Annotated in this window: 11 protein-coding genes; 7 read left to right on the top strand and 4 right to left on the bottom strand. The window is 58.5% G+C overall.

Going from position 1 to position 22,017, the window contains the following annotated elements; translation table 11 throughout:
• The first annotated feature begins 5 nt into the window (after window positions 1–5).
• The gene (gene cysS, locus AB4O45_RS03255) at window positions 6–1,388 is read left to right on the top strand and encodes a cysteine--tRNA ligase (protein WP_073471310.1); all 1,383 of its coding nucleotides are present in this window, start codon (window positions 6–8) and stop codon (window positions 1,386–1,388) included.
• 181 nt (window positions 1,389–1,569) lie between these two features.
• Here cysS and AB4O45_RS03250 read toward each other — a convergent pair whose 3' ends face one another.
• Window positions 1,570–3,405 carry a sigma-54-dependent Fis family transcriptional regulator gene (locus tag AB4O45_RS03250; protein ID WP_460161062.1) on the bottom strand — a complete coding sequence of 612 codons (1,836 nt, stop codon included), beginning with the start codon at window positions 3,403–3,405 and terminating at the stop codon, window positions 1,570–1,572.
• Window positions 3,406–3,788: 383 nt separating this feature from the next.
• Here AB4O45_RS03250 and AB4O45_RS03245 point away from each other — a divergent pair, with 383 nt between their 5' ends.
• The 6 genes from AB4O45_RS03245 to AB4O45_RS03220 are packed head-to-tail and all read left to right on the top strand — an operon-like array spanning window position 3,789 to window position 9,741.
• On the top strand, window positions 3,789–4,883 hold the full coding sequence (locus tag AB4O45_RS03245; protein ID WP_016775291.1) for an ABC transporter ATP-binding protein: 1,095 nt from the start codon (window positions 3,789–3,791) through the stop codon (window positions 4,881–4,883).
• A complete protein-coding gene (locus tag AB4O45_RS03240) occupies window positions 4,883–5,995 on the top strand; it encodes an ABC transporter ATP-binding protein (protein WP_460161061.1) in 1,113 nt (370 codons plus the stop codon). The genes AB4O45_RS03245 and AB4O45_RS03240 overlap by 1 nt, the downstream gene beginning before the upstream one ends.
• Window positions 5,992–6,858, top strand: a complete 867-nt coding sequence (locus AB4O45_RS03235) for a carbohydrate ABC transporter permease (RefSeq protein WP_007912484.1) — start codon at window positions 5,992–5,994, stop codon at window positions 6,856–6,858. Before AB4O45_RS03240 ends, AB4O45_RS03235 begins: the two co-directional genes overlap by 4 nt.
• Window positions 6,859–6,867: 9 nt before the next feature.
• The gene (locus AB4O45_RS03230) at window positions 6,868–7,668 is read left to right on the top strand and encodes a carbohydrate ABC transporter permease (protein ID WP_041477086.1); all 801 of its coding nucleotides are present in this window, start codon (window positions 6,868–6,870) and stop codon (window positions 7,666–7,668) included.
• A 10-nt stretch (window positions 7,669–7,678) separates the two neighbouring features.
• Window positions 7,679–7,951, top strand: a complete 273-nt coding sequence (locus AB4O45_RS03225; protein WP_038861868.1) for a DUF2160 domain-containing protein — start codon at window positions 7,679–7,681, stop codon at window positions 7,949–7,951.
• 47 nt (window positions 7,952–7,998) lie between these two features.
• Entirely contained in the window at window positions 7,999–9,741 is a 1,743-nt protein-coding gene (locus AB4O45_RS03220; protein WP_016775286.1) for an ABC transporter substrate-binding protein, read from the top strand.
• Between the two features lie 135 nt (window positions 9,742–9,876).
• Here the strand turns inward: AB4O45_RS03220 and AB4O45_RS03215 are convergent, their stop codons facing one another.
• From AB4O45_RS03215 to AB4O45_RS03205, 3 genes are read right to left on the bottom strand one after another with little or no spacing between them, the layout of a single operon-like run.
• A complete protein-coding gene (locus AB4O45_RS03215) occupies window positions 9,877–12,555 on the bottom strand; it encodes an RHS repeat domain-containing protein (protein WP_460161060.1) in 2,679 nt (892 codons plus the stop codon).
• Window positions 12,552–17,162: a SpvB/TcaC N-terminal domain-containing protein gene (locus AB4O45_RS03210; RefSeq protein WP_460161059.1), complete on the bottom strand. Its 4,611-nt coding sequence runs from the start codon at window positions 17,160–17,162 to the stop codon at window positions 12,552–12,554. The genes AB4O45_RS03215 and AB4O45_RS03210 overlap by 4 nt, the downstream gene beginning before the upstream one ends.
• A complete protein-coding gene (locus AB4O45_RS03205; RefSeq protein ID WP_460161058.1) occupies window positions 17,159–22,009 on the bottom strand; it encodes a Tc toxin subunit A-related protein in 4,851 nt (1,616 codons plus the stop codon). Before AB4O45_RS03205 ends, AB4O45_RS03210 begins: the two co-directional genes overlap by 4 nt.
• Window positions 22,010–22,017: the final 8 nt, after the last annotated feature.

Genomic DNA, 22,017 nt, shown 5'->3' with positions numbered 1-22,017 from the left:
CTAACGTGCTAACGATCTACAACACGCTCACCAAGAGCAAAGAAGTCTTCAAGCCGCTGGATGGCAACAAGGTGCGCATGTACGTCTGCGGGATGACCGTGTACGACTACTGCCACCTCGGCCACGGCCGCAGCATGGTTGCGTTCGACCTGGTGACGCGCTGGCTGCGCTTCAGCGGTTATGACCTGACCTACGTGCGCAACATCACCGACATCGACGACAAGATCATCAATCGCGCCCGCGAGAACGGTGAGTCGTTCGAAGCGCTGACCGAGCGCATGATCGCCGCGATGCACGAAGACGAAGCGCGCCTGAACATCCAGAAGCCGGACATGGAACCGCGCGCCACCGATCACATCGCTGGCATGCACGCGATGATCCAGACCCTGATCGACAAGGGCTACGCCTACGCGCCGGGCAATGGCGACGTGTACTATCGCGTCGCCAAGTTCATGGGCTACGGCAAGCTGTCGCGCAAGAAGATCGAAGATTTGCGCATCGGTGCGCGCATCGAGGTCGACGAGTCGAAACAAGACCCGCTCGATTTCGTTTTGTGGAAAGCCGCCAAGCCGGGCGAGCCGAGCTGGGAATCGCCATGGGGCGCCGGGCGTCCGGGCTGGCACATCGAGTGCTCGGTGATGTCGACCTGCTGCCTCGGTGAGACTTTCGACATTCATGGCGGCGGCAGCGACCTGGAGTTCCCGCACCACGAAAACGAAATCGCCCAGAGCGAAGCGGCCACCGGCAAGACCTACGCCAACGCGTGGATGCATTGCGGGATGATTCGCATCAATGGCGAGAAGATGTCCAAGTCCTTGAACAACTTCTTCACCATCCGCGACGTGCTCGACAAGTACCACCCGGAAGTGGTGCGTTACCTGTTGGTCTCGAGCCACTACCGCAGCGCGATCAACTATTCGGAAGACAACCTCAAGGACGCCAAGGGCGCACTGGAGCGTTTCTACCATGCGCTGAAAGGCCTGCCGAGCGTGGCGCCGGCCGGTGGCGAGGCGTTCGTCGAGCGTTTCACCACGGTGATGAACGACGACTTCGGCACCCCTGAAGCGTGCGCTGTGCTGTTCGAGATGGTGCGTGAGATCAACCGTCTGCGCGAGAGCGATCTCGATGCAGCGGCGGGGCTGGCGGCACGTCTGAAAGAACTGGCGAGTGTGCTGGGTGTGTTGCAACTTGAGGCCGATGACTTCCTGCAGGCGGGCGCTGAAGGGCGGGTCGATGCGGCTGAGGTTGATGCGCTGATTGCGGCGCGCCTGGCAGCTCGGGCGGCGAAAGACTGGGCCGAGTCGGACCGGATTCGTGATCAGCTGACGGCGATGGGTGTCGTGCTGGAAGATGGCAAGGGTGGGACTACCTGGCGTTTGGCTGACTAAGGCCCAAAGCCCCTACCATGATCGTTCCCACGCTCTGCGTGGGAATGCCTCAACGGACGCTCCGCGTTCGGCTCTGTAGGGACGCGGAGCGTCCCGGGCTGCGTTCCCACGCGGAGCGTGGGAACGATCGATCCCCTGTGGGAGCGAGCCTGCTCGCGAAGAGGCCCGTCCAGACAACTTGTCATTCAGCCTGCCGCAACCGCTTGTAAAGCGTATTGCGGCTAACCCCCAGCCGCCGCGCCAGATGCGAAATATTTCCCCCGGCCGCCTTCAACTCGCGATTCAACGCCTCAACATCATTCAAATCCAGCCCCAGCGGCGCAGCCGTCTCAACCGGCTCCATCTCCAGATCGACAAAAAAATCATCCGGCAAATGCTCCGGTCGCACTGGTTGTTCCTCGGCCATGGCCAACGCCACCTGCATCACGCTGCTGACCTGACGCAAATTCCCCGGCCACGGATGCTTTTCAAACAGCTCCAACACCTCCGGGCTCAGCCCCGCCCATTGCGTAGGCTCGCGATGTTGCTCCCACAGCCGTTTGAACAGCGCCTGCTTGTCACTGCGTTCGCGTAACGGTGGCAGCTCCAGGGTCAGGCCGCCGATGCGGTAGTACAAGTCTTCGCGGAAACGGCCCAGTTGCACCTGCTCGCGCAACGAACGGTTGGTCGCGGAAATGATCCGCAAGTCCACCGGAAACAACTCGCTACTGCCCACCGGCTGCACGCAACGCTCCTGCAACACGCGCAACAAACGCGCCTGAGTTGGCAGCGGCATGTCACCGATCTCATCGAGAAACAGCGTGCCTTTGTCGGCTTTGCGGATCAGGCCGATGCTGCCTTTCTGGTTGGCCCCGGTGAACGCGCCTTTCTCGTAACCGAACAACTCAGACTCGACCAGTTCAGCGGGGATCGCTGCACAGTTCACCGCGATGAATGCCTGTTTTTGCCGGGAGCTGGCTTGGTGCAAGGCTTTGACGAACACTTCCTTGCCGACGCCGGTTTCACCGTGAATCAGTAGCGGAATGTCTTTCTCCAGCAAACGCTCGGCCTGGCGCACGGCTTTTTCCACACGGCTGTCGCCGAAATGCAGCGTATTGAGACTGATCGCACTGGCTGACGCAGGCTTGTCCTCGGCGACAAACACTCGCGCCTGCACCGGTGCCTGTTTCGGCCGTTTCAGCAAACACTGGAAACGGTTGCGTCCAGAGGTCTGCAGGGCAAACGGCAGACCCTCGGGCTGATTGATCAACTCCAGCAGCGACACCTTGAACAGGCTTTCAACGCTGACGCGCGACAAACGCACACCGAGCAAATTGTCGGCGCGGCGATTGGCCGACAGCACTTGACCGCTTTCATCGAAGATCAGCAACCCGGCCCACTGGCTGTCGAGGTTGTTCAACCCGGTGTTGAATGTCAGTTGAAAGTGCTGGCCATGGAACAGGTTGAGGATCAGCCGGTTTTCCACGGTCTGGCTCATCATCTTGACCATGCCGAGGGTGTGCGAGGGTGGCAGATAGCTGTCGCTGGAGACATCGAGCACGGCGATGACCTTGCGCTCGGCGTCGAAAATCGGCGCGGCGGAGCCGGTCATGAAGCGGTTGGCCTTGAGGAAGTGTTCATCGTGTTCGATGTGCACAGCCTGCTCACAGGCCAGTGCGGTGCCGATTGCATTGGTGCCGCTGCTGCGCTCCATCCAGCTCGCCCCGGCCTGAAAGCCCCGGGCCAGATTCGGTTCGATAAAGCGCTGCGTGCCCCACGAGGTCAGCACTTGGCCCTGATTGTCGGCGAGCATGATCAGGCAGTTGGAATTGCTGAGGATGTTTTCGTAGTAGGGCAGGACTTCCTGATGCGTGGTCTGCACCAGCGAATGATGGCTGTCGAGCAATCGTGCAATGCCGGCGGCGGGTAATTGATCGAAGGCCGGCGCGCTCTGGTGGTCGAGGCCGAACGCGCGGCAACGTTGCCAGGAGGTCTGGACGATCGCGTCGTGGGACAGCGGCGAAGCAGGTGCGGCCATGGGGCGAGCCTCTGAGTGCAGCGATTTTATTATTGTTATGAGCCCGATCTTCAAAACTACACAAATCCCCATGTGGGAGCGAGCCTGCTCGCGAAAGCGTCGGTTCAGTCAATGGATTCATTGAATGACACACCGCTTTCGCGAGCAGGCTCGCTCCCACAGGGGATCCATTTTGCATTCAGGATTGGGCAAAAGCGTGCATAGAGTGTTGTTCACTATTGTTCATTGTCAATCACTCCGACTGTTCAAAAGTGTTCAGCTGTGAACGCCATTTCCCCGTGCAATCAACGATTTTCACGGCAAATCAACCACTTGCCATTTCTGGCACGAATGTCGCTCTGTTGCTCCGGTCGCTTGACTCCAAAAATAAAAAAGGCCGAGCCATGTCACTCACCCTGGAGCACGTCAGCCGTACCGTCGAGGGCCAGATCTGGATCGACGATGCGTGCCTGAAATTCGAACCCGGATCCTTCAACGTACTGCTCGGGCGCACCCTGTCCGGCAAGACCAGCCTCATGCGCCTGATGGCCGGCCTCGACAAGCCCGACAGCGGCCGCGTGCTGATGAACGGTGTCGACGTCACCCAGCGCCCGGTGCGGCTGCGCAACGTGTCGATGGTCTATCAGCAGTTCATCAATTACCCGACCATGACGGTGTTCGAGAACATCGCCTCGCCACTGCGTCAGGCCGGTATTTCGAAAGAGATCATCCACAGCAAGGTGCAGGAAACCGCACGCATGCTGCGCATCGAGAAGTTCTTGCAGCGCTATCCGCTGGAGCTCTCCGGTGGGCAGCAACAGCGCACGGCCATGGCCCGCGCCCTGGTCAAGGATGCTGAACTGATCCTCTTCGACGAGCCGTTGGTCAACCTCGACTACAAGCTGCGCGAAGAGCTGCGTCAGGAAATGCGCGAGCTGTTCAAGGCGCGCCACACCATCGCCATTTACGCCACCACCGAACCCAACGAAGCGCTGGCCCTCGGCGGCACCACGACCATCCTGCACGAAGGCCGGGTGATCCAGAGCGGGCCGTCGACCGAGGTCTATCACCAGCCGCAGTCGGTGCTCGCCGCTGAATTGTTCTCCGAACCGCCGATCAACCTGATGCCGGGACGCATTGCCGGCAACGAAGTCAGCTTCGCCAACTTCGTACACTTTCCGTTGAACGTCGATCTGCGCCCGGTGGGCGAGGGTGAGTTCCGCTTCGGCGTACGCCCGAGTCATATCTCGCTGGTGCCGAGCAACGATGACGATCTCGAACTGGCCGTGACCGTCGAGGTCGCCGAAATCAGCGGCTCGGAAACCTTCCTGCATGTGCGCAACGAGCATTTCCTGCTGGTGCTGCACTTGCCGGGTGTTCATGAATACGACGTCGATGCGCCGATCCGCATCTATATCCCGACCCACAAACTGTTCGTTTTCGATGCGCAGGGCCGTCTGGTGCAAGCACCGGGCCGGCGTGTCGCGAGGGTTGCCTGATGGCCGAAATCCGTTTGCAACACCTCGCCCACAGCTACAGCAAAACCCCGAGCGGCGCGGAGGATTATGCGATCCGCGAGATGGATCACGTCTGGGAGCAGGGCGGCGCCTATGCTTTGCTCGGCCCGTCCGGTTGCGGCAAGTCGACCTTGCTCAACATCATTTCCGGCCTGCTCAGCCCGTCCCAGGGCCACGTGTTGTTTGACGGCAAAGCGGTCAACGACCTCACGCCGGAGAAGCGCAACATCGCCCAGGTTTTCCAGTTTCCGGTGGTCTACGACACCATGACCGTGTTCGACAACCTCGCTTTCCCGCTGCGCAATCAGGGCATGGCCGAGGCGAAAGTGCACAGCAAGGTGCAGGAAATTGCCGAAGTGCTCGACCTGCAGAATCTGCTGAGCAAGAAGGCGCGCAATCTCACCGCCGACGAAAAGCAGAAAGTCTCCATGGGTCGTGGACTGGTGCGCGATGACGTCTCGGCAATCCTCTTCGATGAGCCGCTGACGGTGATCGACCCGCACCTGAAGTGGAAGCTGCGGCGCAAGCTCAAGCAGATCCACGAGCAGTTCAACATCACCATGGTCTACGTCACCCACGATCAACTGGAAGCCTCGACCTTCGCTGACAAGATCGCGGTGATGTACGGCGGCCAGATCGTCCAGTTCGGTACGCCACGGGAATTGTTCGAGCGGCCGAGCCACACCTTTGTCGGCTATTTCATCGGTAGCCCGGGGATGAATCTGATCGAGGTGCAGCCGCAGCCCGGGGGCGTCGGTTTCGGTTCGACGCACCTGCCGCTGTCCGACGCCTTGCAGCGCCATATCGAGCACGGCCAGTGGAAAAATCTCAAGGTCGGCATCCGCCCCGAGTTCATTCATGTGTGGGACGAGCCGTTTGACGACGCGATGCAGGCCAAAGTCGTACACGTCGAAGACCTCGGCACCTACAAGATCATGACTCTCAGCCTCGACGGCGCGCCGTTGAAGGTGCGCCTGGCTGAAGACAAACCGGTGCCTCAAGGCACGGCTTACATCAGTTTTCCGGCGCAATGGCTGATGGTCTATGCCGATGAGTTTCTCCTGGAAGTCAGCGACGAGGAGGTGCAGCCATGAACAAGGTGCAGAACAACAAGGCCTGGTGGCTGGTGTTGCCGGTGTTCCTGCTGGTGGCGTTCAGTGCGGTGATCCCGATGATGACCGTGGTCAACTATTCGGTGCAGGACATCTTCGACCAGTCCAGCCGCTACTTCGTCGGTGCCGATTGGTACAAGCAAGTGCTGCTTGATCCGCGTCTGCACGACTCGCTGCTGCGCCAGTTCATCTACTCGGCGTGCGTGCTGCTGATTGAAATCCCGCTGGGCATCGCCGTCGCGCTGACCATGCCGACCAAGGGCCGCTGGTCTTCGGTGGTGCTGATCATTCTGGCGATACCGCTGCTGATTCCGTGGAACGTGGTCGGCACCATCTGGCAGATCTTCGGCCGCGCCGACATCGGCCTGCTCGGTTCCAGCCTCAATGCGATGGGCATCAGCTACAACTACGCGGCCAACACCATGGACGCCTGGGTGACGGTGCTGGTGATGGACGTCTGGCACTGGACTTCTCTGGTCGCGCTGCTGTGTTTCTCCGGCCTGCGGGCGATTCCCGACGTCTATTACCAGGCCGCGCGGATCGATCGCGCCTCGGCCTGGGCGGTGTTCCGCCACATTCAATTGCCCAAACTGAAAAGCGTACTGCTGATCGCGGTGATGCTGCGTTTCATGGACAGTTTCATGATCTACACCGAGCCGTTCGTGCTCACCGGCGGCGGGCCGGGCAATGCCACGACGTTCTTGAGTCAGACGTTGACGCAGATGGCTGTAGGGCAATTCGACCTCGGTCCGGCAGCGGCGTTTTCGCTGGTGTACTTCCTGATCATCCTGTTGGTGTCCTGGCTGTTCTATACCGCCATGACGCACTCCGACGCCAACCGCTGAGGCCCGGCCATGAGCAAGAGAAAGCTTATTCCATTGCTGGTGTACATCCTGTTCCTGCTGGTGCCGATCTACTGGCTGCTGAACATGTCGTTCAAGAGCAACACCGAAATCCTCGGCGGCCTGACGCTTTTCCCACAGGAATTCACGCTGGCGAACTACAAGGTGATTTTCACTGATCCGAGCTGGTACACCGGCTATCTGAACTCGCTGTATTACGTCAGCCTCAACACGGTGATTTCCCTGAGCGTGGCGTTACCGGCGGCTTACGCGTTTTCACGCTATCGTTTCCTCGGCGACAAACACCTGTTCTTCTGGCTGCTGACCAACCGCATGGCGCCGCCGGCGGTGTTTTTGCTGCCGTTCTTTCAGTTGTATTCGTCGATCGGCCTGTTCGACACGCACATCGCCGTAGCCTTGGCGCACTGCTTGTTCAACGTGCCCCTGGCGGTGTGGATTCTGGAAGGTTTCATGTCTGGCGTGCCCAAGGAGATCGACGAAACGGCCTACATCGACGGCTACAGTTTCCCTAAGTTCTTCGTGAAGATTTTCATCCCGTTAATCGGCTCCGGTATCGGCGTCACGGCGTTTTTCTGCTTCATGTTTTCCTGGGTCGAACTGCTGCTGGCGCGCACGCTGACCTCGGTCAACGCCAAGCCGATTGCGGCTGTGATGACGCGCACGGTGTCGGCATCGGGGATCGATTGGGGCGTGCTGGCAGCAGCGGGGGTGTTGACCATCCTGCCGGGCATGCTGGTGATCTGGTTTGTGCGCAACCACGTGGCCAAGGGCTTTGCCCTCGGTCGAGTCTGAGGAGCTGATGATGGAATGGATGAGCTGGACGACACCGACCGCCGCGTTCTTCATCGGCATCGGTCTGATTCTGGTGGGCATGACCACCTGGGAATTGCGCTCGCCGAGCATTCTGCGGCGCGGGTTTCTGCCGATTGCCACCACCCGTGGCGATCGCTTGTTTATCGGTCTTCTCGGCAGCGCCTACCTGCATTTGCTGGTAATCGGCGTCACCGACTGGAGCATCTGGGTGGCGTCCGCGTTGTCCCTGGTGTGGCTGTTGGCTGTGATGCGTTGGGGCTAGTCGAATCGTTCGGCAACGCGGCTCCACAACTTAAACAGGAGGTCTCTATGTTCGATAAAAACAATAAGCTGCGACATAGCATTTCATTGGCAGCCATGCTGGCACTCAGCGGTCTGAGCGCATCTGCCTGGGCCGACGCCTACGAAGATGCTGCGAAAAAATGGATCGGCAGCGAGTTCAAACCCTCGACCCTGACGGCCGAACAGCAGCTTGAAGAATTGAAGTGGTTCATCAAGGCCGCCGAGCCGTTTCGTGGCATGGACATCAAGGTCGTTTCCGAAACCCTGACCACCCACGAATACGAGTCCAAGGTGCTGGCCAAGGCCTTCAGCGAAATCACCGGGATCAAACTCACCCACGACCTGCTGCAGGAAGGCGACGTGGTCGAGAAAATGCAGACGGTGATGCAGTCGGACAAGAACATCTATGACGGCTGGGTCAACGACTCCGACCTGATCGGCACGCACTTTCGCTACGGCAAGACCGAATCGATCACCGACCTGATGGCCAACGAGGGCAAAAACTTCACTTCGCCGACCCTCGACATCAAGGACTTCATCGGCATCTCCTTCACCACCGCGCCGGACGGCAAGATCTATCAACTGCCCGACCAGCAATTCGCCAACCTGTACTGGTTCCGTGCCGACTGGTTCGAACGCGCCGATCTGAAAGCCAAGTTCAAGGAAAAGTACGGCTACGAATTAGGCGTGCCGGTGAACTGGTCGGCCTATGAAGACATCGCCAAATTCTTCAGCGAAGACGTCAAGGAAATCGACGGCAAACGCGTCTACGGCCACATGGACTACGGCAAGAAAGACCCGTCGCTGGGCTGGCGTTTCACCGATGCCTGGTTCTCCATGGCCGGTGGCGGCGACAAGGGACTGCCCAACGGCTTGCCGGTGGACGAGTGGGGGATCCGCGTCGAGGACTGCCACCCGGTCGGCTCCAGCGTGACCCGTGGCGGCGACACCAACGGCCCGGCGGCCGTGTTTGCCACCACCAAATACGTCGACTGGCTGAAGAAATACGCGCCACCGGAAGCGGCCGGCATGACCTTCTCCGAGTCCGGCCCGGTGCCCTCGCAGGGCAACATCGCCCAGCAGATCTTCTGGTACACCGCGTTCACCGCCGACATGACCAAACCCGGCCTGCCGGTGGTCAACGCCGACGGCACGCCGAAATGGCGCATGGCGCCGTCGCCTAAAGGCCCGTATTGGGAAGAGGGTATGAAGCTCGGCTATCAGGATGTGGGGTCGTGGACATTCATGAAATCCACGCCTGAGAAACAGAAACTCGCGGCGTGGCTGTACGCGCAGTTCGTGACCTCGAAAACTGTTTCGCTGAAGAAAACCATCGTCGGTCTGACACCTATTCGCGAGTCGGACATCAACTCGCAGGCGATGACCGATCTGGCGCCGAAACTCGGTGGTCTGGTCGAGTTCTATCGCAGCCCGGCCCGCGTGCAATGGTCGCCGACTGGCACCAACGTGCCCGACTATCCACGTCTCGCTCAGCTGTGGTGGAGCCATATCGCCGAAGCCGCCAGCGGCGAGAAGACCCCACAACAGGCGCTTGATGGCCTGGCCAAGGATCAGGACCGCATCATGGAACGCCTCGAACGCTCCAAGGCCCAGGCCACTTGCGCGCCGAAGATGAACCCGGAACGCGATGCGCAATACTGGTTCGATCAGCCGGGCGCACCGAAACCGAAACTGGCTAACGAGAAGCCGAAGGGCGAAACCGTGAGCTATAGCGAACTGCTGAAATCCTGGGCGGATGCGCGTAAATGATGTTGGAAATGTAAGAAGCGAACGGCACCGGAAGGTGCCGTTTAGCTTTCTTCCCATCGATCTGAAGCAATAGCAACCTGGCTTCCATATGTTTTGAGGTGCGCGCATTCCATCAAGGGCTTGAGGGAATGGAAGTCAGCGTTTCACGTTGCGAGCAAATTGAGTCAGCAACTGTTTTTTACTTCGCTCGTATGAGTCTATCGTGTACTGGGCAAGCTCAAAGGGGAACGGCTGCATGTCGACGGGGTAAACTTTAGTATCTCTCTCCGACCAGAGGAAATTATGGTCCTGTACATCCTGGTGATATAGGTCCTTTGCTTCCATTTCATTAAACATCTCCAAAAGTGCATTGGCGCCGCTTGCCGGAATGGAACCTTTCTTGATGTCGCCGAGGGGGATGCCATCGAGTTTTATCATCTTGAGGTAACTCTGATTGTCTTCAATAAGTGCCGTCGCCGAGCCTGCTCCATAGTAAGCATTGAAACCCTCGGCTTCGGTTTTTACATACCCCGGAATACTGTTTCGCTTGTCGGCTCCTCTGAACTTTTTATAGACATGTTTCCCGTCGGCGCTTTCGTATATTTCTCCTTCGCCCCCGCCGCCTATAGCAGGGCGACCACCAATATCATCTGCAATCGACGTTGGCTTGTTCTTCAGCGAAGAATCGGTCAATTGCACTTTCTCCATCAACACTTCGATGGAGTGGCTTGCGCTCGCTACTTCTGGAGACAATGGTGGTGTATCAGGAAATCCAAATCTCGTGCTTTCGTTAATTACGGAGTTTGCTGAAAATGGCGTTGATGATTGCGGCGAAGGCGAAGATCCGATGGTCGCTTGAGTCGGGTACTCCTCATTGACGCCTTCACGAATTCGCCCATCAGTATCGAAGTAGGCCAACGGATTGCCTTTCACCATGCTGAACAGATTCAGACCATCAATCGCCCCGGACGGATCCGGATTCAACCATCGCTGCCAACCCGCCACGTAATACCTGAACCCGTAATAATAAAGCCCGGTCGCATCCCGCTCTTTGCCCGAATAGCGCAGCGTTTTATAGCTTGTCTCGATTTCGCTACGCCCGGCAAACCACGCGGTGGTGCCGAAAGGGTGGTATCGCTCCTGACTGATGAGCTTGCCCGTGGCGTCGAGTTCCAGGGTGCAGGAACCCAAATGGTCGTTGAGGCTGTAACGCGCTTGATCGTTGTCGATGCCTTGGGGCGGTTCGGATTCCCAGTGCAACACCTGCACGCTGCTGCGCCCGGCCTGGACACTGATCACCTGCAGTATTTCTCCCGTACCACTGTGGGTACGGATTTGCAGATTCGGCAGATAACGCACTTCGTTCATCAGCGTTTTAGCGTTGGTCTGCATCAGCCGCACTTTGCGCACGCGCATGCCGTCTGCGGCGTATCGGTATTGCTCGTTATCAGCCGAACGGTCTTCACGCAAAACCAGCCGGACTTCACGCAATCGGTTACGCAAGTCCCAGTTGAAAGTCTGTCCTGGTTGCAGGCCAAGCAGATTGCCATTGGCATCGAAGCCGTTGCGCAAATCTTCCTCGCCCGGGTCCATGCCATCGCGCACCGGCAAGCAGCGGTTACTGTGCTTGGCGGCGACCAGGCGGTGACCGTGGCCTTGTGGGCCGTCGTGGATCAATTTGAGCAAATTGCCACCGCAGTCATAGTGATAGGTCTGGGTGTAATTGGCGATCGCTGCAGGATCTGCCAGTGAAAACTTCGATGTCTGACCGGCCTCCCAACCCGTGGCCTCGATCAACTGATCGAGACTGTCATAACGGTAGCGGTTGACCGGTTCGATGCGCTGGTTGGCAAAGTATCGAATCGGGAGGGCGGCGTCTTCAATACTCAGCACGTTGCCTACCGGGTCGTAGACATAACGCAGGTCTTGCAGGATGTCATTGCCGCGCTGGCTTTGCAGGCTGATCAGCCTGCCATCCTCGGCGGCGTAGTCCAATGTGGTGATCACTCCGTTGTCAGCGGTTTCCCGAAGGGTATGTCCTTGGGCATCGTACTGGATGGCGCCGACCAGGGTTTTCGGCGCGATGCCCTTCAATTGCAGTCGAACGTCTCGCAACTGGCCGTCCAGGGTCTGGCTGAAAAGCTGTCGGTGTCCTCTGGCGTCGATTTGTTCGATGGTTTCCGAGAGCGGGTTGAAACGCGAGTAGCTCGTGGCGGCAGGCGCGTCTTCGAGCAATTTGTCACGCTCGCTGAGCGATACCGGCCAGTCAGGAGGGTCGAGTGAGCGCAGAAAGCGTCGAGACTGAGCGATGATTCCACCGGTCAATCCGAACTGTTCGAACAACTGCGTGCCGGCCGGATCATCGAGGCGGATGATCTGTCCGCACTGATTCCGCGTGGCAAATGTCGGATTGCTGCCGGCATAACCATATCGCTCCGTGCACAAAGGTTTTCCGTCATCGGCGTGTTCGAACACAGCCAGTGGTCGCAGCTGTTCGTCATACTCGATGCTGCGCACGCTACCCCGGCCATCCCAACCGTGCAGCGGTTGACGCGCCTCGCCCCACAGACTGACGTGCCATCCGGCATCGACGCTGAGCGTGATCAGCACCTGACCGGTCAGTGAGTAAACCGTCCTGAGATTGGCGGGGGCTGATGCGTCGGCGAACAATCGTGGATCGCGCTGCGCCACCCGTCGCCCGTCAACGTCATGCTGAACCGCGGTGATGCGCGCTTCAGATTCGCTGCCATCTTCGCGCCAGTAGGCAACCTGCCGCACCGGTAAGCCTCGGGCATCAGTGACGCTAAGATGCGGTGTCTGCGCATGCTTGCTCACCTTCCTGTCCACCAGTTGCGTCGCCGTTGTTCCGGTGGCGGGTCGAACAGGTCATTTTCGTCGAAGGCGACGTTACACCAGATCCAGTACCAGACTTCCCGGCGCAGGGGTTTGAGCGTCGGTGGATTGCCTTGCAGCATTTGCTTCGCCAGCACGGTTGCGGTCGGTCGGCCCACCGCGTCGTAGAACTGCTGGTCGTGAAAAGCATGCTTGCGCATCGAGCGATCATTGATGTAGCGCGGTTGATCGGCGAAGTAGGGCCGGTAAATCCGCACAGTCTGGCCTTTGTTGTTGTATTCCACTGGCTCGCTGACACGCCAGCGTCGCTGGGCCTGGGCGTCTATTGGTTTGCCATTGTCGTCGAGGACCAACTCACCGTTGTCATCGACCTGCCAGGCCACGCCCGGGGGGACCTCATGTTTGGTTTGCAGAGTGCGGCCGAAACCGTCCAGGCAAGCAATGCTGACTCGCACTTGCAGATCGGGATCAAGCGGATAGCGGTCGGCCACCAGAGAGACGGCATACACGGGCTCACGCTGTGCATTATCGATTTGCTGCTGGAGTTCGGTTTCATTCCGATCGGGATTTTCCACAGCGGCAAGGTACTGTCGGGCGCGATCGCAAATGTGTCCTTCGGGCAGAATGTAGCCTTGGCTTTTCGCCCAGTCCCACCACTCTTGGGAGCGTGAGGACGTGCGGGAGATGCAACCCATCCAACTGAACGTATCCCAGAAAGCGGCACGGGCGAAGTTGCCAATGGCTTGTTTCGGATCGGCGATGGCAATGGCCGGGTCGCGGTCTGCCGGCGGGACGTAGGTTTGCAGCGGGTCAAAACCCACCGGTTCTCCAAGTTCGGTGCCGTGGAAACTGCTCACCAGCGGCTCGCCGAATGCGTTGTAGCGCGCTTCCTGCAGGTTGCGGTTGGCATCTTCAATGGCCGCAGGGAGGAAGGTGCGGTAGTCCACGTCGAGGCTGCGGGTAGTGCAGCCGTCCGGTAAGGTCACGGCGGTTGTCACACACCAATACGCGTCATAGGTAATCAGGGTTTCGCCGTGACTGCGGGTTTCACGGTATTTCTGCACGTTATGAAAGCCGTCTAGCGTGTGGTAGGTGGGAAAACCTCTGTGCACTGACCACAGATAGTTCTTCGCATCGTCAGGATCATCGATCGGACCGTGGTCTTGCTCGGGCAGGAACAGCGGCATGATGTGGTAACCGACCTCCTGCGATTCGAGTTTCTCTTTCAGGTTGAAGGGTAATTGGCCATCGACCTCGAGTTTGTCATATGCGCTGAGGGCGACGGCGTCCAGTTCGGCCGTCTCCATGTAGGCGGGCAAACCCTCGAAAGTCGCGTCGCCCGGATCCAGCGTTGCACCGCTGCGAGGGTCGATGTAGCGCTGCAGCGTCAATGCAGACAACACTGCTTGCTGCGCCCATTCGCCATCCTCGCGGGCCATTAGCAAAATATGTTCATGGTGGATCGTTGCGGCACTCAGCGCCGCTTTTTCCAGCACCAGCGAATTGCTGCGCAAGCGGCAGGGCAATCCAAGGCGCCAGGCCTCGTCATTGGGCAAATGAATCGATTCTGACCGGAGCTGCGTCAGGTACCATTTTTGTTGCGCATCGTCATGAGCATCCTTCCACCAGTTCTGCTGATGCTCTTCAGTGAACGGCGGCGCATCGCTGCTGGTTTTGCGTCGCGCGTAGTTCACCGTGAAAGCATGCACCACACGGCCGTAGGGGTCCCATTCCAGATTCAACTGGTGCTGGCACATCGGATCGTCGGCAATTGCCGGTTCGTACTGATAACTGATGGATTCCGCGTCCAGGGGCAAGATCACTGCATAAGGCTGGTACTTGCCTTTGGGGCGCAGCACCCGTGCACCATAGCGATGTTCCTGGACCACATAGGGGACTGCGGTCGCCGCGTCGTCACCGGCGGCGAACACTTCCGAGCGCATCACTCGGCCGCTCAGGGTGCGGGCGATCTCTCGCGCAGTCTCCTCATCGGCTTCGGTGAAAGGTTGCGCGATGCGATCATTGAAGTGATAGAGCTGCAGCAGTGTGGGTTTGAGATCGACCGCATCATCGTCACGGCTGTAATAACCGGTTCTTGACGGGTCGATGGTTTCGCCTGTGTGAAACCAGGTCTTGCTGAGAATCGGCGCGGTGAACTCGGTTGCTGACGCTTCGGTGTCGCTTTGCAGCAGCAGGCGAAAACCACGGAATTCGCGCTCGAAACGGTCGTAATAACCGCCGCGATAGCTGAGGAGCTGTGTCAGTGTGTTGCCGGTGATCTCATCATGTTGGATTTGCTCGTGTACCAAGTGCATGGCCATGGGTAGGCCGGACAGCGGATTTTCAACACCGGCTGCCTGTTGCTCACGTTTTTCATCCAGCCATTCCTGCGCCGAACTGCGGTAATTCACGCTGGCGCTGCAACCCATGTTGTTGCAGCTTCTGTTGAGCAGATAGGGTTTGGCGTCGACGAAATCGTAACGCCAGTGCCTGGGCGACATGTGCGGCAATGTCACCACCAGGCTCGAGCAGCCCAGGCCTTGCAGATCTGCGCTGGTGACCTGCCAGAGCGCGTCATGGGCGAGGCCCTCAGGCCAGGGAAGATCAATGGATGTCTGGGCGAAACCGCTGCCGGCATGGTTCATGAAAATACGCAGGCGCTCGGCTTCCATGTAGATCAGGTCAGCCGCACCCGAGCCGTCGAGATCCGCCAGCAAGACCCGTGAGGCGTTGAATTCATCGTAGGCGAAGGGCAGGGTGCACAGCACAAAGCCCTTGCCGAAACGACCATGTCCCAAATTCGGCCAGCACTTGACTTCGTTATGACGGATCCGCACCAGATGTTGCTGACCGCTGCCTATGAGATCGGCGAATGCAACGATTTCGCTCGGTGTATTGCTCAGCACAGGCAGCTCATCATCATCGCCTGCGGCGGTTTTTTCCGCATGCGGCACGTCGACGCTCTCGGCGAAACCAGCCGCGCGACGATTGGCATACAAACGCACGCTGCGCGGGCCGACCAGCGTCAGGTCGCTCAGGCCGTCACCCAGCAAGTCGGCGATCTGCGCCATCGGGTGGGAAAATTCGCCGGGAAATGCATCGAAGGGCACGAACCCTGACCAGTTGCGGTCTGGGTCGAGGGTGAAAAATCCGCACATGCCCGGCGCGGCGAGCACCCAGTCGAGCTTGCCGTCGCCGGTCAGATCGGTAAGCGACTGATGCACGGGTTTGCCGGCGTCGGACATCGGCACGCCTTCAAGAAGTTTCCACTCGCTGTACTCGACCTGATCGCTGCCGGTCTCTGCGCGCAACGGCTCGCGGTAATACCAGCCGTGGTCATAACGGCAGAGCACACCCGCCAGGCCCTCACCGTACAGGTCAACCAACTGATATTGATGACCATCGTCGAGGCCGGGCATGGCCGTGAATTCTTTCCAGCCCTGCGGCTGCGGGGCGAGGTCGAACGTGTTGTAGCTGAACTCCATTGGCGGTCGGCTTTCGATCTGGCCGAGGCCGCCATAGGCCTGCTGATGCGCCGCGCTCAGATGGCTGTAACCCAGTGGGCTGAGGCGATATTGCAGGAGCAGGCGCTGCACCAGAACCGGATGGTCACCCAACTCTTTGGGGAAGTGATGAAACATCAGCACTTGTCGACACAGGCGTCGGTTGCCCAGCTCGAAACCGTAGGCGTAGATCCAGTAAGGGTCGCTGCGCTCGGCCCATGGCTGTTGTTCTTCAAACGTTGGCACTTGTTCCAGATCGCTGCTGCGTTCGCCATAGTCGAACACCAGTTGAAAGTGCCACAACTGTTTTTCCCGGCTACCGCTGTCCCAGGCATACAGGTGCGCGGAGGCTTTTTCGTTGCCATAACACACGCGTTTGAGATAGCGCTGAGCACGATAGTCGCGATACTGCGGAGCGACTGGCAGCTCGGTTTCCGCCTTGTATTCGTAGATGATGTGTTCGCCGCGGGTATTGAGGCTTTCGTCGATCATCCAGACGCCGACGCGCTGCGGGTCGGCAGGGTCGGCCCGGCGTGAATTGGCGGTGGTGCCATAGATATGCAGGCTGCCGTCGGCACCGTGAATCAGCCAGAAACCGGCTTTGTCGGTCTCGTTCGACCAATGTTCGATCAAGGCGAATGCACCCTCGACCCGTGGCCAGTGGCGAACGACGTCATACGCTGTCGTCAGGGGCAAGCCGTTGTATTGCTCAGTAGTGCGGAAGATCAATTCACCGGTGCTTTCATTGCGCTCGGGCAGCCATACATCACCGTCAGGCCCCACGACCTGGTCAGTGCCGTCATAAGTCGGCACGCCATTGACCGTGCGCAGGGTCACCGCGTCAACCGTCAACTGCCAGCCAATCCCGCAGGAACTGTTGCCCGTGCCACTGCTATAGCCCAGACCCAATGGCGGGGCAAAACCGCGTCCGGTGGAAATCGGCAACGACAGTTCCAGCGACGCAGTGCCTTTGGTACCCACGCCGGCCGATCCCTTGCCAATACTCTGGATGGCGCCGCCGCCCTTGGGCAGGCTCGGTGTGTTGATCTGCATTGTCGACTGTTGCGGCGGCGGCTGTTCGTTCATAGCGAACCGCCTTCGCATCTCGCGGTGTAGCACACATGCAGGATGATGTCGGGCAAGCGCTGGAGTATGTGCTCCTGACCCTTGGGAAACGTCAGGATCCAGCGTGAAATCGCGCCGGTGTATTCGAATGGCAGATAGCGTTCGTCCTGGAAGTTGAGCTGAAACATGCCGTTGTCTTCCAGCGAACTCGACAGGGCGATCTGTTGACTGGATCGCAGGTTTTCTTTGACGCTGCTGCCGATCGTGGGGGCCATTTCAACTTTGCTGTAGGTCTGTTTCAGCACCGCCCGAATATCTTGATAAGGCCCAAGCACGGCCGGTAGCGTCACGCTTATAGTCTTGATCCGGCGCAGGTAATGATTTTGCCCGGCGTAATCATCGTCGAACATTTGCTGAGTCAGTTCCAATTCACACGTGCCGTTGTCGATCAGCGATTGCTTGATCTGTGCCCACGGTTTATTGATGGTTGAACTCGGGTCCTTGCCGGTCAAATCCTTCAGTGACACGGTTTTCCTGATTTCCAGATCGCGGCGGTTGTGCTGCACGTACTGGCTGTACATCTGTTGCAGGCTCATCTTCAACTCTTCCCCGGCACCGAGGCCGCGGTACGTGGCATTCCACGCGCCGGGATGGACAAAGGTTCGGGTGAAATCGCCCATTTCGTATTGCCAGCAGGCCTCAGCGGCCTGGCATAGCGATTGTGCGTTGGTGAAGGCGGTATGGTAGAAACCGGCGAATTTGCTGTTGAGCCAGTCGTAGGTCTGCGATCGGCTGAAACGATTGCTGCTCAGCAGGAAATCGTGGGTGGCCTTGGCCTGGTTGAGTGCTGCTCGCGCCTGGCGCAGTTGCAGTTGCGTGGCTTTATGTTGTTCGTCGGAGACGGCAAGCTGGGCCTTGATTTGCTCGGCTTCGAGTTTTGCCTGGTCGCGGGCCTGGGTCCATTCCTGGGCGCGGCGCCGGTATTGTTCGATGCGATCCATGGTTTGGCTTGCGCCATACGCAACGTGTGAAAACGCTTGCATATGGGCCGCGAAGCCGTTGGCAGCACCTTCCAGGCGTGCGCCACCGGCCGCCATGCCAAATATGTTCGGTGCTACAGTCATTGCCTGGCCGATTCCGTGGGCAATCGTCGCTCCGGTCTGGCCGAGACTTCCCAGCAGGTAAGAAGCTCCCGCGCCGATTTCCAAGGTGCTGACACCGTCTTTCAGCAATTTCTCGTAATAACTCACTCGGTCCAGAATGGTGTCCTGACTCGCCAGCAACGCCTCCTTGTTTTTTTCATCAATCTTCTCGGCCTGAACCTGTATTTGCACCGCCATCTCCGCGAGGTTCCACGCCTGCTGCTGTTGCAGTTCCAGGTACTGCGCCTGCTCCTTGCGTTCGATCAGCGACAGTAGCGTGGCGCCGAACGCGATCACGCTGTCCACCGCGTTCTGCGCGAGTGCGAACATGAAACTGAAGCGACAATGGGGAATCTGCGGGTTCAACAAGCGGCTGAGTGCTGCCCCGGACAAGCCTTGGCCCCACGCGGCGAGCAGTGCGCGCGGATCCAGCGGCGTGGCGAATAACGGCAGGTTCAGCGGAGCGCCGGCCATATCGAGGTTATGTCGCAGGTTAAACAAGCGGCTTTCGGCTCGATCCCAGTGCATGATCAGTTCGGGGTTGAAGGGCCGACGGAAATACTCAGTGTCCGCGCTCGCCAGTAGCGGGTCATGGCCGTCAGGCCGCAGACACAATAGTGGTGCAGGCTGCGAAGCCGGGGCCCTTCCGATACGCAAAGGTGGCTGTTGTTGCAGCTGCTGGTGCGCGCTGATCAGGCGCTGTTCGAATTGACGCAGTTGCACATTCTTCGACGAACTCAATTCGTCGAGCGTGAGCGGCAACCATTCGTCGATCTGGCGTACATCCGGGCGCGGTCCCAGCAGATCCATGATGTGGACGTAGCGCATCTTGGCTTCAGCCAGGCCGTCCGGCGTCAACTCTGCATACGCCAGATCAGCCTGGCGGCTTTCGATCTCGATAAACAGTTTCCACAGCGCCTTGCGAAAGTGCACCGGAAAACTCAAGGCAATCTGATGCGGATCGTCCGGGTACAGAATGGCCAGGCTGGGGTCGACCGGACCGGGCCATACCGGCTCCTCCAACGGTACGGCCTGCCAGTAACCGGGGTGTCCCGGGTCCGCGCTTTGTCGTGTCGGGTCAAACAGATACGCAAGCCACTGTTTCGCTTCGTCGTACTGCTGCTCTTCGTTCAAGCGGTAGGCCACCAGCCAGGGCAGGTACAGGAACAGTTCCAGGAAATACAGGTAGTAAGCGCCCGAGAAATCCATGGCTTGCGACCCCTGACCGTCCGGGATAGGTGGTTCTGTGTGCTGGGTCTGGGTTTCCCAGCTCAGCAGGGGTTCCATGCCGCTTTCGGCAAGGTTGATCAGTTGCCGGGCGAAGGTGGTGTTCATGCGCACAGCGGCCCGACGTGATCCTTCGGGTTCCTGCCCGTCGCTCAACTCGATGCCGGAGCCGCTGAAGTCAATGAATTGCGCCTTGCCCAAAGAAGGGCTGTCCCCCAGAGACGGGTCGATCATGCTGTTGATGCTGGGCGCTATTTGCAAGTTTGAGGGAGGCACTTCTGCCCATTCAACGGTCAGCGCCTTGAGTGCTCCGCCAATCAGCGTGGTTGCCAAGGAGCCTGCGTGATAAACCAGAACACCATAGATCAGCGGGATTTTCAGTTCCTTTGGATCCTCAGGCCACTCCACTGGCCAGCCGTCGGGCTGGAGGGTGGATTGATCGACCGAAAACGAATAAGTCAGCGAGGAGTCCTTCGACAGGCTATTGACGATGGCTGTAGACGCCAGCTTGCGCATTGCGCTGAATGTTTCAGGCGGCTTTGTTGACAGAACATTCAGCGGGTGTGCGATGAAAAACTGGTAGCCCACGCTGCTGTTATAGCGCCCTGCTGAAGGATGAAGATCGATTTCATTGTGATCGGTGGTAGAACGCCAAAAGGACGTAAACAAAACCATGCTGGAGCCGATCAGTTCATAGAGCACCCTTCGATTTGCATGTTTACCTGCAAGGCACGCCGTTTCTCCTTGCTTGGTGGCGGGTACCGTAAATTCAGTCGGATTCCCGACAGGGTCGGCGATCAAGCTACGCAGCCGATCAGGGTACCCCTTGAAACAGAATGCCGTATCTGCGACATCCATGAAGTCGGTACCAACAGGTTCAATGATGGAGCCTGGAAGTAGCGGAACTTCAAGGTGATTTTCCGAAGGATCGAACACCAGCGTAACTTTGATGAGCTCCTTGTTTTCGTCGTGTTTGTCGAAGACGGAAAGTTTGAAAATCAGGAGGTTGTTGAATCCTGCCGCCAGTCTTGCGGTCAACTCGATATTGGACGCCGCCCGGTTATAGACAAAGTCGACGTCTTTCACGCTGGTCTCGATTCGCGACTGCCACCCCTGATAATCCCAGGTGGTCTTTTCGCTATCCGGTGTCTGGTACTCCACTGCACCAAACATTGGCGTGCCGGAGGGAAGCCAGTATTGGAACCGACCAGCGTTGCCATTGGCGAAAATATTGCCGATCAGCCTCACGTGGGCTTCGCCGTTCTTGAGGACCTCGACGGAGGGAGGTGAGGCCGGTCTGACCTCCGGCGCCATACCGAATGACGGTGGCAGCGGTGTCACATTGAAGTTCTTGTCTATCTGTACCGTTCGCAGAAAATCATAGGTATCTGCATCGCCCGGAATCTCGGAAGGGACGCCCTGATAGTTCGAATACAGCATGAGCACCATCGACTCAGGTGACGTCGAGTGGTCATACACCGCAATGGTCTGGGTTTGCTCCGCAATTTCTTCCTGCGGTTTTTCGATCAGCGCTTTGGTCTGGCAATAACTCTCGATATAGACCCGCGGCGTACTCCAGGTCTCGTCATATTTCTTGTAGCTGGCATATAGGCGGAACCTGGGATTGACCTTGACGCTCTGGTCGGCCTTGCCGTCAACGGGGGCCTGCACGGCGTCCGCATCCTGAAGCTCCAGCTCGGCCCAGATCACGAACAGACGATTGTTGAACCAGCACGGGCGAATGGTGTGTTCCAGCGCCTTTTCCGAAATGGGCACGTTGGCTTTTTGCCAATCCGACCAGGCATTGGGCAGCGGCTTGTCATATTTGACCGGGGTTTCGCCTGCTGCACTCGCGGGCGCTTTGACCGCGCGCTGCGACATGTCCAGTGAGCGCCAGTAATAAGCATTTTCGGCAGGGGATTTGCCGATGAAATAATAAGTACTGTTGGCAAAATCTTCCCCGTCAATGTAGCCATTGCAGATTTTCAGGTTGGCAATTTCTTCGAACCTGGCAAGGTAAGCCAGCACTGCGGTTTGTACTGTTTCGGGCTGAATCTGCGCCTGGTTGAGGTCATTCTCCAGTTGCTCGAAACTGGCGCTCTTGGTCAGGCGCAAAGTCGGGTCCAGATAGATGTCCGGGAACGTGCGCAACTGCTGGAGGGCGGGCCAGATCGAGTAGCGATTGAGGCCGTCGCGCCAGGTGCTGGTTTGCAAAGGCGTAAAGCTTTCATCGCTGTAACCGGGCTCCAGGTTCAGCATCATGCTGTTGATTTGCTGTTGGTAGCTGGCAATGGCGCAGGCCACCGGACTGGTCGGGACATCCTGGCTGACCAGTACATCCAGCAACCAGAATTCATAAAGGTCGTTGGCGGTCTTGATCGTTTGAGCCAGCCCTTGCTCGATCAGGTAGGGATCGCTGGGTATGGCTTCGTGCAGATACAGGGCGAGCATCGCGTCACGCAGTGCTTCGTTAAGCGGCGCATCGAAGGCAGTCGTCATGATCGTTC

It is taken from the genome of Pseudomonas sp. S2_B10 (genome assembly GCF_054668425.1).
Note: the sequence above shows the minus strand (reverse complement) of the source record. Positions and strands in the feature narration are given on the sequence as shown.

What these genes read in the sequence shown, in the direction of transcription:
- AB4O45_RS03250 (WP_460161062.1), bottom strand. Translation starts at nt 3,405, where the DNA reads ATGGCCGCACCTGCTTCGCCGCTGTCCCACGACGCGATCGTCCAGACC.
- AB4O45_RS03245 (WP_016775291.1), top strand. Translation starts at nt 3,789, where the DNA reads ATGTCACTCACCCTGGAGCACGTCAGCCGTACCGTCGAGGGCCAGATC.
- AB4O45_RS03240 (WP_460161061.1), top strand. Translation starts at nt 4,883, where the DNA reads ATGGCCGAAATCCGTTTGCAACACCTCGCCCACAGCTACAGCAAAACC.
- AB4O45_RS03235 (WP_007912484.1), top strand. Translation starts at nt 5,992, where the DNA reads ATGAACAAGGTGCAGAACAACAAGGCCTGGTGGCTGGTGTTGCCGGTG.
- AB4O45_RS03230 (WP_041477086.1), top strand. Translation starts at nt 6,868, where the DNA reads ATGAGCAAGAGAAAGCTTATTCCATTGCTGGTGTACATCCTGTTCCTG.
- AB4O45_RS03225 (WP_038861868.1), top strand. Translation starts at nt 7,679, where the DNA reads ATGGAATGGATGAGCTGGACGACACCGACCGCCGCGTTCTTCATCGGC.
- AB4O45_RS03220 (WP_016775286.1), top strand. Translation starts at nt 7,999, where the DNA reads ATGTTCGATAAAAACAATAAGCTGCGACATAGCATTTCATTGGCAGCC.
- AB4O45_RS03210 (WP_460161059.1), bottom strand. Translation starts at nt 17,162, where the DNA reads ATGAACGAACAGCCGCCGCCGCAACAGTCGACAATGCAGATCAACACA.
- AB4O45_RS03205 (WP_460161058.1), bottom strand. Translation starts at nt 22,009, where the DNA reads ATGACGACTGCCTTCGATGCGCCGCTTAACGAAGCACTGCGTGACGCG.